This window comes from Planobispora longispora (genome assembly GCF_016863135.1).
GTDB classification, from domain to species: domain Bacteria; phylum Actinomycetota; class Actinomycetes; order Streptosporangiales; family Streptosporangiaceae; genus Planobispora; species Planobispora longispora.
Genome location: NZ_BOOH01000065.1, coordinates 13,664 through 27,988, shown reverse-complemented (window position 1 = coordinate 27,988; position 14,325 = coordinate 13,664). Strand labels below are relative to the sequence as shown.

12 protein-coding genes are annotated in these 14,325 nt (G+C 72.0%); 3 read left to right on the top strand and 9 right to left on the bottom strand.

Annotated features, from left to right (window positions below; all coding sequences use genetic code 11):
• Positions 1-18: 18 nt before the first annotated feature.
• The 6 genes from Plo01_RS36085 to Plo01_RS36060 form a co-directional block, all read right to left on the bottom strand.
• Complete coding sequence (locus Plo01_RS36085; protein WP_239317741.1) at positions 19-2,019, bottom strand: 1-deoxy-D-xylulose-5-phosphate synthase; 2,001 nt, start codon at positions 2,017-2,019, stop codon at positions 19-21.
• 225 nt (positions 2,020-2,244) lie between these two features.
• On the bottom strand, positions 2,245-3,351 hold the full coding sequence (locus Plo01_RS36080; RefSeq protein ID WP_239317738.1) for a polyprenyl synthetase family protein: 1,107 nt from the start codon (positions 3,349-3,351) through the stop codon (positions 2,245-2,247).
• Positions 3,352-3,904: 553 nt separating this feature from the next.
• On the bottom strand, positions 3,905-4,783 hold the full coding sequence (locus tag Plo01_RS36075) for an MBL fold metallo-hydrolase (RefSeq protein ID WP_203895264.1): 879 nt from the start codon (positions 4,781-4,783) through the stop codon (positions 3,905-3,907).
• A gap of 108 nt (positions 4,784-4,891) precedes the next feature.
• Entirely contained in the window at positions 4,892-5,803 is a 912-nt protein-coding gene (locus Plo01_RS36070) for a GlxA family transcriptional regulator (RefSeq protein ID WP_203895263.1), read from the bottom strand.
• A 12-nt stretch (positions 5,804-5,815) separates the two neighbouring features.
• A complete protein-coding gene (locus Plo01_RS36065; protein WP_203895262.1) occupies positions 5,816-6,454 on the bottom strand; it encodes a cysteine hydrolase family protein in 639 nt (212 codons plus the stop codon).
• A 173-nt stretch (positions 6,455-6,627) separates the two neighbouring features.
• On the bottom strand, positions 6,628-6,993 hold the full coding sequence (locus tag Plo01_RS36060; RefSeq protein WP_203895261.1) for a DUF5997 family protein: 366 nt from the start codon (positions 6,991-6,993) through the stop codon (positions 6,628-6,630).
• Between the two features lie 54 nt (positions 6,994-7,047).
• Here Plo01_RS36060 and Plo01_RS36055 point away from each other — a divergent pair, with 54 nt between their 5' ends.
• Together Plo01_RS36055 and Plo01_RS36050 are read left to right on the top strand one after the other, a co-directional pair.
• Positions 7,048-7,761, top strand: coding sequence for a LysR family transcriptional regulator substrate-binding protein (locus Plo01_RS36055; RefSeq protein WP_239317735.1), 714 nt, complete (start codon positions 7,048-7,050; stop codon positions 7,759-7,761).
• 430 nt (positions 7,762-8,191) lie between these two features.
• On the top strand, positions 8,192-8,800 hold the full coding sequence (locus tag Plo01_RS36050; protein ID WP_239317732.1) for a dihydrofolate reductase family protein: 609 nt from the start codon (positions 8,192-8,194) through the stop codon (positions 8,798-8,800).
• A 168-nt stretch (positions 8,801-8,968) separates the two neighbouring features.
• Here Plo01_RS36050 and Plo01_RS36045 read toward each other — a convergent pair whose 3' ends face one another.
• Positions 8,969-9,955: a LysR family transcriptional regulator gene (locus tag Plo01_RS36045; protein WP_203895260.1), complete on the bottom strand. Its 987-nt coding sequence runs from the start codon at positions 9,953-9,955 to the stop codon at positions 8,969-8,971.
• Between the two features lie 160 nt (positions 9,956-10,115).
• Here Plo01_RS36045 and Plo01_RS36040 point away from each other — a divergent pair, with 160 nt between their 5' ends.
• A complete protein-coding gene (locus tag Plo01_RS36040) occupies positions 10,116-11,330 on the top strand; it encodes an MFS transporter (protein WP_203895259.1) in 1,215 nt (404 codons plus the stop codon).
• 58 nt (positions 11,331-11,388) lie between these two features.
• On the opposite strand, the gene Plo01_RS36035 is transcribed toward Plo01_RS36040, so the two are convergent.
• On the bottom strand, positions 11,389-12,645 hold the full coding sequence (locus Plo01_RS36035) for a DUF4437 domain-containing protein (protein WP_203895258.1): 1,257 nt from the start codon (positions 12,643-12,645) through the stop codon (positions 11,389-11,391).
• A 30-nt stretch (positions 12,646-12,675) separates the two neighbouring features.
• On the bottom strand, positions 12,676-14,250 hold the full coding sequence (locus Plo01_RS36030) for a class I adenylate-forming enzyme family protein (RefSeq protein ID WP_239317729.1): 1,575 nt from the start codon (positions 14,248-14,250) through the stop codon (positions 12,676-12,678).
• Positions 14,251-14,325: the final 75 nt, after the last annotated feature.

The window sequence follows — 14,325 nt, the reverse complement described above, 5'->3', positions numbered from 1 at the left end:
CGGGAGCCGGTGCGGGCGTCATGGGCGTTCCCCGCCGGTGCGGGCGGTCGTCGGCGCGTGGATCACCGGGTCCGGTGCCGGCGCGCGTGCGGGAGGGGGCGGCGGGTGGCCGTCCAGGCCCCGGCGTACGGCTGCGGCGATCTGCTGGGCGGACAGCCCGCACCGGTCGAGCAGGTCCCGGCGTGTTCCGTGCTCGATGAAGGCGTGCGGCAGGCCCACGTGCCGTACGGGGGTGGTGACGGATGCGTCCGCGCACGCCTGGGAGAGCAGAGCGCCGACGCCGCCGTGGCGTACCCCGTCCTCGACGGTGACCACGAGCCGGTGGCGTGCGGCCAGCTCGACCACGGCCGTGCCGACCGGGACGATCCAGCGTGGATCGGCGACCGTCACGCCGATCCCGCTGCGCTCCAGCCCGTCCGCCGCCCGCAGGCAGGACTGCGCCGTGCTTCCCGCGGCGACCAGCAGGACGTGAGGCGCCCGGTGGTCGCCGCCGTGCAGGATGTCGACGCCGCCGACGCGCCGCTGGGCGACGATGTCGCTCCCGGCGGTGGCCCGGGGGAAACGGACCGCGGTGGGCCCTTCGTGATCGATCGCCTCCCGCAGGAGTTCCCGCAGCCGGGCGGGATCCCTGGGAGCGGCCAGGCGCAGGCCGGGCACCAGTCCGAGTAGCCCGACATCCCACACGCCGTGGTGGCTCGGCCCGTCCGGACCGGTGATCCCGGCTCGATCCAGGATGAACGTCACCGCCAGCCGGTGCAGCGCGACATCCATCAGGACCTGGTCGAACGCCCGGTTCAGGAACGTGGAGTACAGGCAGACGACCGGATGCAGGCCGCCCATCGCCAGGCCGGCCGCCGAGCAGACGGCGTGTTGTTCGGCGATGCCGACGTCGAAGACCCGGTCGGGGAACGCCTCGGCGAACGGCGCCAGGCCCACCGGTCGCAGCATCGCCGCGGTGATCGCCACCACGTCGGGCCGCCGAGCGCCGATCTGCACCATCTCCTCGCCGAACACGCCGGTCCAGGTGCGCTCGCCTGGACCCTCGGCTTTCCCGGTGGCGGGGTCGACGACGCCGACGCCGTGCATGCGGTCGGCCTCATCGCACTCGGCAGGCGGATATCCCGACCCTTTGGAGGTGATGACGTGCACCACCACCGGCCGGCACGCCTCGGCCGCGCGCTCCAGCGCGTCCTGGACGGCGGCGACGTCATGGCCGTCGACCGGTCCCAGGTAGGCCAGGCCCAGCTGTCCGAACAGGTTCTCGGCGGACGGGGGACGGGGCTCCGGCATGGGGGCGCCCTCATGATCCCGGCGTCCCCGCAGGCGGTGCAGATGAGAGGCGACGCCGCCGACGGTGGGGGCGTAGGAGCGGCCGTTGTCGTTGAGCACCACGATCACCGGGCGGTTCTGGGCGGTGGCGGAGCCGAGGTTGTTCAGCCCCTCCCAGGCCAGGCCCCCGGTGAGCGCCCCGTCGCCGACGATCGCCACCACCCTCCGGCCGTCGGGACGACCGGATCCGGCGAGCTCGCCCTTCAGCTGGAGTGACTTGGCGATTCCGTCGGCGTAGGACAGCGCGGTGGAGGCATGGGAGTTCTCCACCCAGTCGTGCACGGATTCGCTCCGGCTGGGGTAGCCGGCCAGCCCGCCGTACCGCCGCAAGGTGTCGAAGCCGTCGGCCCGGCCGGTCAGGATCTTGTGGACGTAGGTCTGGTGCCCGGTGTCGAAGACGAGGACGTCGTGCGGGGAGTCGAACACCCGGTGCAGCGCGATGGTCAGCTCGACCACCCCGAGGTTCACGCCCAGGTGTCCTCCGGCGGCGCACACCTTCTCGACCAGGAAGCGGCGGATCCGCGCCGCCAGGTGGTCGAGTTGCGTCCGGTCCAGGTCCCGCAGCGCGGCCGGGCCGATGATCTGCTCCAGGGCGGGCGGATCCCGCCGGGCGGACGGCGCACCGGAAGGGGTTTCCCCGGGACGGGTCCCGTCATCGATCACGGAGGGTTCGACGGTGTGGCCGGTCACGGACTTTCAGTCTCCTCGGGACGGGATTGCCGGGGGAGGGAGGAGTGGACGGTCTCGGCGGTGACTACGCGCTCGGTGACCCGGACCGGCCCATCACGGCGCAGCCGGTCGATGACCCCTGTCACCGGATGGTGGGGCGCCGCGGGGAACCGGGCGCGCGGCACCGGTGTCGATGCGCTTCGCGCGGATTCCTGCCGGAGGTCCGGATGTTCCTGCGCGGCCATGTCAGCGATCCCTGTGCACGATGAGGTGAGCGAGGACTTCGAGGTCTGCTGCGGCCGAAGGGACCGGATCGGCCTCTTTCAGGCACCTCAAGGCGCTGTCCATGTGGTGACGGGCCTGCTGGCGGGCCCACCGCCGGGCCCCGGACGCCTCGATGAGCTGCGCGGCATGCGCGAGGTCCGGCGCATCCAGGACCTCCTGGCGTTCGTACAGCCGCGCCAGCCGCTCGCCCGCCGGCGTCTGCGAGGTCAGCGCGGCCACGACCGGCAGGCTTTTCTTGCGCGCGGTCAGATCGCTGTATACGGGTTTGCCGGTGATCTGGGGATCTCCCCAGATGCCGAGCAGGTCATCGACCAGCTGGAAGGCCAGGCCCAGATGCTCGCCGAACTCGCGCAGCCGGGCCGCCCGGGCCGCGTCGGCGCCGCCGGCCCAGGCGCCCAGTTCGCAGGCGCAGCCCAACAGCGCGCCGGTCTTGCCCGCCGCCATGGCCACGCATTCGGCGATGGTGACATCGGTGCGCCGTTCGAAGACCAGATCGGCGTTCTGCCCGCGACACAGTTCCAGCAGGGCCGTGGTCAGCACCTTGGCCGCCATCGGGGAGCCGGCCAGCAGATCCAGGGCCAGGGTGATCAAGGTGTCACCGGTCAAGACGGCGCTGCCGACTCCGAACACCGTCCAGGCGGCCGGACGGCGCCGCCGCATCGCGTCACCGTCGATCACGTCGTCGTGCAGCAGCGAGAAATCATGGACCAGTTCCACCGCCACCGCCGCCGAAGTCGCCGAGCACACCGCCGGGGGCGCCGGCTCGGCTCCGGGGGGCCGGTCCGGGTCCTGCGCGACCGCGCTCGCGCAGGACAGCACCAGCGCCGGGCGCACCGCCTTGCCGGTGTCGGCGCAAGGCCGTCCGTCGGCGTCCCACCAGCCCGTGTGGTATCCGGCGACGTGCCGTATCTCCTGGGGCAGCCGCTCCACCGCCGCCCGATGCGCCGGCTCGACGATCGCCCGGGCCGCGGCCAGGATCTCCTCGGCCGTGCGCGTGGCCGGTGCCGCGGCACCACTGCCGGAAGCGTTCATCAAGGACCCGACCACACGCTCATGGCGCGTCACCATGCCAGCGCTCCTTTGCATCGACACAGGGAGAGGACGGGCCGTGGCCGTTGCGCATGTCACGGACAGGCGAAGAGGTCAGCGGCCCGTCGAGATGAGATCTCACTGAGGACGGCGAGGCGCCATGGAGGCGCGATGCCACCTGACCGGCGGGAGCCGGTGCTGCGAGGCGCCCGGGCGGAGGGCGCCCGATCAACCGCCGCTTCCCTGCCAGGTGCGTTGCCCGCTCCTGGCGCGCTCTGCTCGCCGGCCACGGCTGTCGCCTGCCAAGACGGACCACCCCCGGTCGGTGAAGCACGAGCACGGATCCAGCGACCCCGAGAACTCACTTCTGTCGCTGACAGTAATTGACCTACTACGTTAAGTCAACAAGCTGTAAAGGAGAGCGTCATTTATCCGGCGGGCTGCTTGGGCAATGGGGGCATGTCGGCTAAAGGAGTCGATGATCCTGCCTATCCGCTTGGGTGGGTGCGCACCCGTGTGAGGCCTGGAGAGCGGGGCACATGCGCTCGTGCGGCTCATGGGTTCGGCGGGAGCTCATGGGTTCGGCGGGAGCTCATGGGTTCGGCCAGAGGATGAAGAGGGGGTGGGCGCGCCGGCCGGGCCGGTCGCCGAGCTCCTCGATCGCCGCACGGATCTCGTGCAGATGCGCGGTGGTCATCTGCAGCGGGGGCTCGTCGGGCTGGTAGGTGGTGCGGATCGGATAGTCCACACCCGGCTGCCGGGTCATCTCGATATGGCAGCCGAGCACGTGGGTGACCGGCCGGCGGGCGGAGAAGTCGATCAGACGGTCGATGGTCCGGGTGAAGGCCGGCCAGTCCTGGATGTAGAGGCGGCCCGGGTAGACCGTGTCGCCGGTGAGCAGGAACCCGGTCCACCGGTCGTAGAACACCACCGACGCCTCATGGTGGCCCGGGGCGGGCAGGCACTCCAGCACCCGGCCCCCCAGGTCGACCTGCGCCACGGCGTCGGGGTCCTCGCCGAACCCGAAGTACTCCCAGGCTGTGGCCAGATCCGCTCCGACCACCGTGGTGCCGGGGCGGTCGGCGAACTGACCGTCGCCCGCGACGTGGTCGCCGTGCGGATGGGTGTGCAGCACCAGCAGGTGGTACTCCCGCCGGGGATGACGGGCGAGCCAGCCGGCGACGAGCTCGTCGACCACCCGGCGCAGGGGGAAGAACTCGGCGGACGCCGTGGCGCCGGTGTCGATCAACACCGCCCGCTCGTTTCCGAACAGCAGGAACAGGAACGGCGCCTCATAGTCGATCGCCATGTTCTGCCGCAGGATGAACGTGTGCTCGTCGTACCTGTGGGCCTGGATGTCCGGATCGGTGTTGTGCTTGGCCGAGGGTGAGCCGTGGATCCACCGGACATCCAGCGGGCGGGGCTGCGGAGTCACCGCAGTGAAATCGATCAGGGAGATGGCTGTGTCCATGACGTCTCCTTGGTGTGCGCTGTCTCGGCGGGCCGGGACCCGAAGGGCCCGGCGCCCTGCGTCTTCACCTGAGCCTGCCCGCCGGGGTGCCCCGCGTCATGGGGTTTTTCACCGGTCGGCTGGAGCGGCGGTTCGGGCGCGGAGCCTGCGCAGCGTCCGGGCGTCTTCGAACCCCACCTCGCGCGCGGCGACCTCGGCCGTGGCGCCCGCCCCGAGGAGGTGTCCGGCACGCTCCAGCCGCAGGGCGGTCTGGTACGCCAGGGGAGTGAGGCCGGTCGCCCGGCGGAACAGCCGGGTCACGGTCCGTTCGCTGCAACCGGTGGCCTCGGCCAGCAGGCTCAGCGGCAGCCGCTCGGTGAAGCGGGTCTCGATCAGGTCCTGGAGGCGATGAACCGTCTCGTCCACATGCGAACGCCACCGGAACAGGGGGCTGATCTGCTCCGCCGTACCGTCGCGGTGGATGTGGACGAGCATGGCACGGGCCACCTGCCCCGCGGCGTGGGGTCCGTGGCGTACGGTCACCAGGTGCAGCGCCACGTCGATTCCGCTGGCCACGCCCGCTGAGGTGACGATCCGGTCGTCCTCGACGTACAACGCGTCTTTCACGACCTCCGCTCGCGGGTGGAGGCGGGCGAGCTCGTCCTGGACGGTGTGGTGGGTCGTGCAGCGGCGGCCGTCGAGCAGTCCGGCGCGGCCCAGCGCATCGGCGCCCGCGCACACGCCGGCGATCGTGCCGCCTGACGCGTGATGGTCGCGCAAGCGCCGCAACGTCTCGGCGCCCGCCGGGCGGGTCGGGCCGCGCCAGCCGGGGACGATGATCAGATCGTCGGGGGTCAGCGCCGGCCAGACGGTCTGCGCCCGCAGGGCGAGCCCCTGGACGGTGGCGATCTCATCCTCCTCGGCGACGTAGGCGAGGGTGTAGGGGTGGCCGAGGTCGCCGGCGGTGGAGAAGACCTGGGCGGGTCCGGCCACGTCCAGGAGATGCACCTGCGGGATGAGCAGGAAGACGACTCGGGACACGGCCGCTGCCTCCTAGTCTCCGGTGAGCCCGGGGTTTCCGGTGGGCTCGGGGTTTCCGGTGGGCTCGGGGGTTCCGGTGAGCTCGGCCACGGTCTTGACGGTGGCGAAACGGCCCGACAGAGCGTACGCGGTGCGGTCGACGATCTCGTCCACGCCGAGCGTGCGCGGGTCCTGGACGAGCTCGTCGAAGGGCAGGTCGTCCGGGGCGTCGCGGTGCGGGATGGGCGTGGTCGCGGTGGCGTCGATGGCGAAGTCGACCTCGAAGCCCAGATCGGAGGCGAGGCGGGCGGTGGTTTCGCAGCACTGTTCGGTCCGGATGCCGCAGACGGTCAGCTTCCTGACGCCGCGCCGGGTGAGGAACCGGTGGAGGCCGGTGGTGGTGAACGCGTTGTGCGCGGTCTTGGTGAGGACCGGCTCGTCGTCGAGAGGCCGGATGCCGTCCATCAGACGGACGAACCCGCGGGCCGGGTCGAAGACGGAGCCCGAGCCCGGGCGTGAGCCGAGCACCCACACGACCGCGTCTCCGGCGTTCCTGGCGGCGGCGGCCAGGCGGTTGACCCGGGGGACGATATCCGGCCGTGAAGTGTGCCGCCAGTCGGGGAGCTGAAGGAAGGAGTTCTGGACGTCGATGACGACGAGGGCGCTGTTCATGCCTTTCAGCCTGGCGAGAAGGGGGCGCGAGCTGAAGGCGTCACCTGGTCGGCCTCCGGACCGATCCGGACAGCCCGCTGCGCCCCGGTCGCGGACGAGGAGCCGGGGCGCCCTGGCGCAGGGCGATTCAGCGGTGCGGCCGGCCGAGCGCCTCCATCACGCCCATCGGCCGGCTAGCGCTCCTTGAGGCGCTGCGCCTCCTTGCGCACCTCGGCCTGGACCGACCGCTCGCGCTGCAGCCACTCGGGGTTCTCCGCCTTGATGGCGTCGATCTCGGCGGTGGTGAGCGGCCCGGTGATGCCGCCCCTGGCCAGGCCCGAGTTGGAGACGCCCAGCTTCACGGCGACGACCTGCCTGGGGTGCGGCCCGTTGCGCCGCAGATCGGCCAGCCAGGCCGGGGGATCGGCCTGCAACGCGTTCAGCTCATCCCTGGAGACGACTCCCTCCTGGAACTCGGCGGGAGTGGCCGAGAGGAGCACACCCAGCTTCTTGGCCGCGGTCGCGGGCTTCATCGTCTGGGTGGTCTTGAGCTTGGTCATGGTGTCCAGGGTATGGCGTGAAGCCGCCTCCCCTGACATCGGTACCCTGAGGAGGTGAGCGACAGGGAGTTCCGGCTGGCATACGTGCCCGGGGTGACGCCGGCCAAATGGGTCAACGTCTGGGCCGAGCGGGTGCCCGACGTGCCGCTCACCTTGGTCTCCGTCACCGCCGCCGAGGTGGTGGGGGTCCTGCGCGACGGCGGTGCCGACGCCGGGTTCGTGCGGTTGCCCGTGGACCGCGAGGGGCTCAGCGTGATCCCTCTCTACGTCGAGACCACCATGGTCGTGGCGCCGAAGGACCACATGGTGGCCGCCGCCGACGAGGTGACCGTCGCCGATCTCGCCGGCGACGAGGTGTTCCATCCGATGGACGACACCCTCGAGTGGACGGCCCTGCCGGGGCTGCCGGCCTTCACGCGCCCGGAGACGACGGCGGAGGCGATCGAGCTGGTGGCGGCGGGGGCCGGGCTGCTGCTGGTCCCGCAGTCGCTGGCGCGCCTGTACCACCGCAAGGATCTGACCTCCCGGCCGGTCGTGGAGACGCCGCAGTCGCAGGTCGCGCTGGCCTGGCCCACGGAGGCGACCACCGAGCTGGTGGAGGACTTCATCGGCATCGTCCGCGGGCGTACGGCGAACAGCTCACGGGGCCGCACTCCCGCGCCCGCCCCGGCGAAGGCCCGCAAGCAGCCGCGGAGTCCCGCTCCGGGCGGGTCGGGCCGCCGGGGCGCGCGAACCGGCCGGGGCGGGAAGGGCCATCGTCCCCGCTGAACGCGCACCGCTTCGAAAGTCGTCTTCGGAAGTCGTCGCAGGGCGCTTGACCTGCGAATCGACCCGATGCTTTCTCGCCCGCCGCCACAGGCGGGAGGTGCGGCCGAGCAGGGGATCGACCTGTCCGCGTGGGGAGTGCCGGTGCGGGGTCCCGGCTTACCTGCGCATTCTGCCGGTGGACATCGTCAAGATCGATCGGCATATCCTGTTCGAGGAATCGGACGTACGAGCCCGGACCAAGGCGCTCGGCATGCCTGCCGAGCCCCGCCGCCGGGCGTCGCAAGAACACTGACCGTGGGACGGGATGGTGACCGATGCACCGGGCGAGGCGGTGGGCGACTACGAAGCCGGGCGCCGTCGCGGCGATGAGCCCGCCGACGCCCGCAGGTCTGCCCGCCGACCGAGACGACCAACTCACCTGGAGTAAGGCATGGGCCTCATCCACATCGCGCTGTTCGCAACCCTCGACCTCGTCGGGCAGGCGCCCGGCAGCCCCGACGAGGACCCGGAGGGGTTCCCGTTCGGCGGCTGGCAGTCGCCCCTGCTGGACGAGGTCGCCGGGGCGCAGATCGGCGCCGCCTACAAGGGCACGGACGCCCTCCTGCTCGGCCGGCGGACGTACGACATCTTCGCCGCCCACTGGCCGTACCAGGAGGGCGGCGCGGACAACGAGATCGCCGCGCTCTTCAACGGCGTCCCGAAGTACGTGGCCTCCCGCGGCGAGCCCGACCTCTCGTGGGCCGGGTCCACGCAGCTCGGCCCGGATCTGGCCGCCGCGGTGCGCGAGATCCGCGACCGGCACGAGCACGTGAAGGTCGTCGGAAGCCTGAACCTGGTGCAGACCCTCCTGCGCGAGAAGCTCTTCGACCGTCTCGACCTCTGGGTGCACCCGGTCACGCTCGGCGTCGGGAAGAAGGTGTTCGACGGTGGCGCGGTGCCCTCGAACGTCACCCTCCTCGAACCGCCGGCAGCCAGTCCGAACGGCATCGTGTACCTGCGCTACGGGCTCGCCGAGGGCACGCCCGCAGGGGGAGAGTGAGCGCGCCCGATCGCGGCGCCGGGCGCGACGGCTGAAGCCGTCCGCCCATCGGCGGAGAGATCGCCGCGCCGATCGACAGGAGATCCGGCCCGGACGGCAGCGGTCGGCAGGGGGCCCGGCCCGGACGGCGACGGCCTCGGGCCGGGCCCCTGAGACGGGCCGAGGGGCTCACCGGATCCTCGGCGACGGCGTGGCGACCCCGCCGTGGCCGCCTTCCGCGGCGCTCTCCGGAAGATCTTCGCGAACCAGGTCGAGGAAGGCCGTGGCCGCCGGGGACGGCCGGTTGTCCCAGATCAGGTGCTCCACCCGGGTGGGGGCGTCGCGGAGGCGGATGACGCGCAGGTCGGAGAAGCGCGGTGCGTACGCGGCCGGCAGCAGGCCCACTCCGAGACCCTGCCGCACCAGATCGACCATGAAGTCGGCGGACGACACCTCGAAGGGCACCTCGCGCCGTACCCCCGCGGCCGCGAAGGCCTCGTCCGACTGCGCCCGCCCGGCATGGCCGGCGCGGAAGTCGATGAACGGTTCGTCCGCCAGACTCCGCAGGTCAGCCTCGTTCTCCGTCGGACGGCGGTCCGGCCCGGTGTTCTCCGTCGGACGGCGGTCCGGTCCGGAGTTCTCCGCCAGGTGGTGGTCCGGCGCGACCACGGCGACCAGCTCGTCCCCGCCGAGCCGGCGGCTCCGGACTCCCTTCGGCTCCGCGCGCGGCGGCAGGCCGAGGAACGCGACGTCGACGACGCCCCGCCGGACCCGCTCGACCAGATCTTCGCTGCCCGCCGAGGTGAGCATGATGCGCACCCGCGGGTGGCGCCGGCGATAGTCCCTCAGGACGACCGGCAGGTTGACGGCCGTGATCGTGGGGATCGCGCCGACGGCGAGCCGCCCGCGGATCTCCCCGCTCGCGGCCGCGACCTCGGCCCGCGCGCGGTCCGCGGCCTCCAGGCACTCCCGCGCCGCGGGCAGGAACGCCTCTCCGGCCGGAGTCAACCGGACGCGCCGGCTGGTCCGCTCGAACAGCCGGGAGCCCAGCTCCCGCTCCAGGGCGGCGATCTGATGGCTGAGCGCCGACTGCACGACGCGGCAGTGTTCGGCGGCCCGGGTGAAGTTGCTGGTCTCCGCGACCGCGACGACGTACCTCAACTGCTGCAGTTCCATCCGACCATCTTGAATCACGATTGATTGCGATGAAAAGTATGTGTTGGACTCATTGATCGCGTTTCGCGCAGGCTTGGTTCACGTCGGACGCCCTCCCCGGGATCCGGCGCCGTCGGCTGTCCCGTCCATCCGCAAGTCTGCGACCTGGAGCATCAGAAAAATGACGACGCACGATGAACCCCCTCGTTCGGCCTTGAGGGCGTGGCTGGGCGTCTCCGCGATCACGGCCAGCCTGTTCGTCTTCCTCACGACCGAGTTGATGCCCGTCGGCCTGCTCACTCCGATCAGCGGAAGCCTGGGCATATCGGTGGGTGCCGCCGGGCTGACGGTCACGCTGTACGGCGTGTCGGCCGGGCTGGGCGTGCCGTTCATCGTGGCCTGGACCAGGCGTGTCGACCGGCGCGTCCTGCTGTCCACGCTGCTGGCCGTATTGACCCTGGGAAATCTGGTCACCGCCGTCTCACCGAACTATCCGCTGGTGCTGACGACGCGACTCGCCATGGGATTCGCCAGCGGCGTGTTCTGGGCCATCGGCGTGAGCATGGCGATGCGCCTCGTTCCGCAGCGCCACGCGAGCAGGGCGGCCGCGGTCGTGATGTCCGGCATCTCGATCGCCGCGGTCGTGGGCATACCGCTGGGAACGGCCCTTGAGAGCCTCAGCGACTGGCGGACCACCTTTCTCATCTGGGCCGGCCTCAGCGCGCTGGTGTTCCTCGCGGTCGCGGCCGTGATTCCCCCGCTGCCGTCGGCGAACGCGGTCTCGGTCCGGGAAGTGTTCGGGCTCCCGCTCAAGAACGCGCCGCTGCGTTCGGTGCTGTCCGTCGTCGTGCTGTTCGTGCTCGGCCATTTCGGGGCCTACACCTTCGTGCGGCCCTTCTTGGAGGACAGCGCCTCCGCCACGCCCCTCTTCATCACCGCGGTGCTGATGATCTACGGTATCGGCGGCGCGGCCGGGAACTTCATCGCCGGATACACGGTGAACAGAAGTCTGCGGGGCAGTTTCGTCGTCGGCTGCGCGGGGCTCGTGGTGTCCCTGCTGTCGCTGCTCGCGATCGGTCACGAGCGGGGCGGTTCGATCGTCTCGCTGATCCTCTGGGGAGTCTCCTTCGGCGTCGTGCAGCTGTGCCAGGTCAACATGACGCAGGCTGCCGCGCCCGAGACCTTCGAAGCCGCGATGTCGCTCAACACCATGGCGTACAACACCTCCATCGCGCTCGGTGCGCTCTTCGGCGGACTGCTCGCCGACAACTTGGGCGTCGCGAGCGTCGTCTGGTTCGGCGTGGTACTGACGGCGGCTTCGCTGCTCCTCACGCTCGGCACCCGCCGGCGGACCTCGCGCACCGTCCCCGACGGTGTGCCGGCCGCCCGCGAATGAGCCCGCTCACGCCGCCTCCGGCGGGCCGGCTCGAACCCGGGGCCGGTGGATCGGAGGGTCACATGCCGTCGCCGTCCCAGCGGCCGCGGGAGCGGCTGCGCACCGGGAGGCCGGAGACGATCGGCGCGGGGACGGGGTCGCCCGGCTTCCAGGCCCGGCCCCGGCCCCGGTTGTGGGCGTGGGCGTCGGAGCGCTCGTCGGGGTGCTCCGGTGAGCGGGGGCCGGCGCCCCAGTCGGCCGCCACACCGTGCGCGTCCCCGCGGTCGTGGTCGTGCGCATGCTCGTGCGTGTGACCGCGGTCGTGGTCGTGGTCGTGCCCCGCCTGCAGGCGGGCCGCGTCGAGCGCCTTGGCGATGGCGACCAGGCTCTTGTCCGCGCCCTGCCCGTGCTGGACGTACTCGGCGTCGTCGGCGCCCCGCTCCCGCTGGAAGCGCCAGGAGGCGGCCAGGTCGGCCAGGTCGCGCTCGCCGCGCCGGATCGGCCCGGAGGCCAGGTCGTGGGAGGACTGCGACCAGCGCGTCCGGCCGCCGCCCGGGCCGTAGTTGACCGCCTCGCCGCCCCAGCGGACCCACTCGTTCTGGGTGTACCAGTTGTGCAGCTCGCCGTCGGAGCGCAGCAGCCAGGTCGCGCCGCCCTCCATCGTGGTGAAGTGTCCGTGCTTGACCCGGGCCGGCCGGAAGAAGTAGGTGCCGAGGTCCAGGGTGCCGAAGTTGTACTCCATGTGTCCCTGGACGGTGTAGGCCTCCTCGTAGCAGGGGTGGTGGGCCAGCCGGTGGTCGGCCCAGCCCTGCTGGGCGTGCACCAGCCGGGTGTAGAACCCGGTGGCGGGGTCGACGTGCAGGTACTTGATGAACAGGCCCGGCATGGGGCCGGCGTTCGGCACCGCGTCCCACGCCATGGCCCGGCTGTCGAGGACGGTGACGTCCCCCCGGGCGCCCTCCCACCGCGGGGCGCCGGGGCCGCCGGCCGGGTCGAAGCCGGCGTCGCCGTACTCCCGGTAGTGCAGGATCCGGGAGCCCTCGGCGAAGGCGATCGCCTCGGCCGGCACGCCCCTGGGCGCGTGCACGTAGCCGCCGGGGCCGATGCGGCGGCCGCCGTAGGTCATCGACCCGTCGAGCACGTAGTACTCGCTGTCGGCGTGGTGGATGCCCGGCCCGCGGCTCCAGTCGGTGTGGAAGTCGATGCGCAGCGAGGAGGAGCCGTCCTCCTCGTCCGCCGAGAGCCGCCGCTCGCTCGCCCGGCCCTCGCCGCCGATCAGCTCGGCGCCGTGCCAGACGTAGTCGTCCTCGTGGATCAGCTCGACGTGGGGGCGCATGTGGCTTCTCCTTCGGGAATCCATAATGATCTACTTTGTAAAGGACTGGGGTCGTGACGGAAGCCCCGCCGGTCCGGAAGGTCGGCCGAGGGAACGGAGCTCGCGCTTGAGGATCTTTCCCGCGGCGTTGCGGGGGAGGGAGGGGACGAACTCCATTCGCCGGGGGAGTTTCGGCCCGGCCAGCCGGGCGCGGCAGTGGGCCTCCAGCGCATCGGGGTCCACCGGGACGCCGGGCAGGGTGACGACGAAGGCCGCCACCCGCTCGCCCCAGCGCTCGTCCGGCAGTCCCACCACGGCGGCCTCGGCGACGCCGGGGAAGGCGGCGATGACCTCCTCCACCTCGCGGGGGGCGATGTTCACCCCGCCGGAGATGATCATGTCCTTCTTCCTGTCGACGATGTAGATGTAGCCCTCCTCGTCCCGGACGACGACGTCGCCGCTGGTGAGGTAGCCGTCCCCGGTGACGCAGGCGGCGGTGGCCTCCGGGTCGTCCAGGTAGCCGCTCATCAGGTACGGCGAGCGGCTGAACAGCTCTCCGCGCTCGCCGGGTCCCGCCGGGCCGCCCGCGTCGCCGACCACGCGGACGTCGGTCATGAGCCACGGCCGGCCGACCGAGCCGATCTTGCGGCGGGCGTCGGCCGGGCGGCAGTTGGCCACGATCCCGGCCTCGGTCGAGCCGTACAGCTCGTGCACGCCCACCCCGGGGAAGGAGTCCAGGACCCACTCCTTGAGCGGGCCGGGCAGGGCGGCGGCGTTGAAGTAGATCGTGTCCAGGCTGGACAGGTCGTGCCGCCGGAGGGCGGGCTCGCCCAGCGCCCTGAGGGAATGGGCATGGGTGGGGATCAGGAAGATCGACTGGGCGCGTTCCCGCGCGACCGTCGCCAGCAGTTCCCCGGGATCCCATGAGCGCAGCATCGCGACCGTGCCGCCGGTGAACACCGGGGCGTAGCCGAAGGCGAAACCGGCGCCGTGGTACATCGGGGCGACCGCGACCGTGCGGCGGCCGGCGCCCAGGCCCCACTCCCGGGCGGAGGCGCGGAAGGTCAGTGCCCGCGACCGGTGGCTGATCACGACGCCCTTGGGGCGGCCGGTCGTGCCGGAGGTGTAGGCCACGCAGAACGGGTCGTGCCCGCCGGTGGGGACGCGCGGGTCGGCGCCGGACGCCTCGGTGAGCGTGTCCTCGTAGGAGAGCCCGAGGTCGCCGCCGCCGATGGACAGCGCGGTCTCCGGGGCGACCGCGGCGACGGCCGGGGCGAGCGCGCCGTCCAGGATCAGCGCCCGGCTGCCGGAGTGGTCCAGGACGAACGCCGCCTCGCCGGGGGTGGACCGGGGGCTCATCGGGACCATGACCAGTCCCGCCTTGGCGATGCCGCAGGCGATCTCGGGGAACTCCATCCGGTTGCCGAGCAGGACCGCCACCCGGTCGCCGGGCCGCAGTCCCGTGCCGAGCAGGACGTTGGCCAGCCGGTTCGACCGGTCGTCCAGCCCGCGGTAGGTCAGCCGCCGGTCGCCGTCCACCACGGCCACGGCGCCGGGCGTGGCGGCGGCGGACTCCCGCACCCCGCCGGCTATGGACAGCGGGGCGTCGCAGGGTCGCAGCGGCATCGTTCCCCCTTGATGTTTCCTATGAGGAAACGCAGTTTCACTTTCTCTCAGGGGAAGCATGTCCCGGCGGGCGCG